The sequence below is a fragment of the Kocuria sp. genome, from assembly GCF_030536815.1.
Lineage (GTDB): Bacteria > Actinomycetota > Actinomycetes > Actinomycetales > Micrococcaceae > Kocuria > Kocuria gwangalliensis.
In genome coordinates this window covers 1-1,672 of sequence record NZ_JAUNPE010000324.1, presented here as the reverse complement: position 1 = coordinate 1,672, position 1,672 = coordinate 1, and the positions used below count along the sequence as shown (strand labels likewise).

The 1,672-nt window shown below is 63.3% G+C and carries 2 protein-coding genes; one reads left to right on the top strand and one right to left on the bottom strand.

What is annotated here, in order from left to right; all coding sequences use genetic code 11:
* Window positions 1-221: 221 nt before the first annotated feature.
* Window positions 222-392, top strand: coding sequence for a hypothetical protein (locus tag Q4E95_RS13640; protein WP_303383809.1), 171 nt, complete (start codon window positions 222-224; stop codon window positions 390-392).
* A 120-nt stretch (window positions 393-512) separates the two neighbouring features.
* Here the strand turns inward: Q4E95_RS13640 and Q4E95_RS13635 are convergent.
* Window positions 513-1,672: alanine/glycine:cation symporter family protein (locus Q4E95_RS13635; RefSeq protein ID WP_303383808.1), on the bottom strand; the 1,160-nt coding region annotated here is incomplete at its 5' end.

Genomic DNA, 1,672 nt, shown 5'->3' with positions numbered 1-1,672 from the left:
TCCTCGGAGGGGACCGTGCCGGCCCACGCGACCACGTTCTGCGGGGCTACCTCCGCGCCGCGCACCGCATCCCAACCGGCCGCCCAGTCCTTCAGGTCGGCTTCCCACTGCTGTGCCATGTGGCTCTCCCTTCGTCAAAAAGTTTCGCACCGAGTATCTCACTCTGGACCGGCACAACAGGTCGTTTCCGACAGGCGGTCCTCTTATCCTGAGTAGGTTCAGTGGTTCCGCAGTCGCTCGGACATCGGGAGAGCACAACCGCCGCCGACGGCGAGGCCATCACCGGAGCCATCGACGCCGAGGTCATCCGCAGCCTCAGCAAGAAAACCGGCAAGCACAGTGGCACCCACGCGACCCAGGCTCCGGTTTCCGATCCGAGGGACTCCCGCTGACCCGCGCGACGGCTCGTACCGAAAAGCTCCCCGCCACACAGTGGCGGGGAGCTTTTACAGGGTGAGCGAGCGGCGTCGTCGTCCTGGCCGCGGGCGATCCACGACGACGCCGCTGCGGGGCTAGCCGCGCTTGGCCGCCTTTTCCTCCGCCTGCACGATCCAGTGCTCGCGAGTGGTCACGAAGTCCGTGCCGTCCCACGCACCCAAACCGGACAGGCCCGGAATGTCACCGGAGTGGAACACGGGCTCCACTCCGGCCTTGCGCTGGTCCGTGTAGTTACGAAGGACCTTGGCTGCGACACCCGCCAAACCGACCAGTGCAATCAGGTTGATGGTGGCCATGAATGCCATGAACAGATCCGCGAGCGACCACACGAGGTCCAGCGCCGCGAGGGCACCCAAGAACACGCAAACCAGCACCAGGAAGCGGTAACCGGTCATGACCGCGCGAGAACCGGTCATGAAACGGATGTTGGACTCACCGTAGTAGTAGTTACCGATCACCGAGGACCACGCGAAGAGGAAGATCGCGACGGTCAAGAAGTGAATGGCCCAGTCACCCAGCTGCGCGCCCAGGGCGGCCTGGGTGAGCGAAGCACCCTGGCGTTCGTCGCCGAAGGTCGGGTTGGAGAGCAGGATGATGAAGGCCGTCACCGAGCACACGATCATGGTGTCGAAATAAACGCCCAGGGACTGCACGAAGCCCTGCTTGGCCGGGTGGGACACGGACGCGGTGGCACCGGCGTTGGGAGCGGAACCCATACCCGCCTCGTTGGAGAACAGGCCGCGCTTCATCCCCTGAATGATCACACCGATCAGGCTGCCGGTCACGAACTCACGAATACCGAAGGCGCCCTCCACGATCATGAGGAACATGGCGGGGACCTCGGTGATGTTCAGCGCCACGACCATCAGACCCAGGATCAAATACAGGATGGCCATCACGGGCACCACGATCTGGGTCACGCTGGAGATCGACCGAATACCGCCGAAGATCACAGCCGCGGTGATGACCACCAGCGCCAGGCCGATCACGATGCGGATCCACATGTTCTGGCTGTCGGCCATGTCCAGGTTCAGGGAACCGCTGACGGCGTCCACGATCGAGTTGGACTGCACCGAGTTGAAAACAAAGCCGTAGGTGATGGTGATCGTGACCGCGAAAATCAAGCCCATCCAGCGCTTCTTGAGGCCGCGCTCCATGTAAAAGGCCGGACCGCCCACATAGCCGTCCCGCGCCTTGATCTTGTAGAGCTGGCCCAGCAGGGACTCCGTAAATG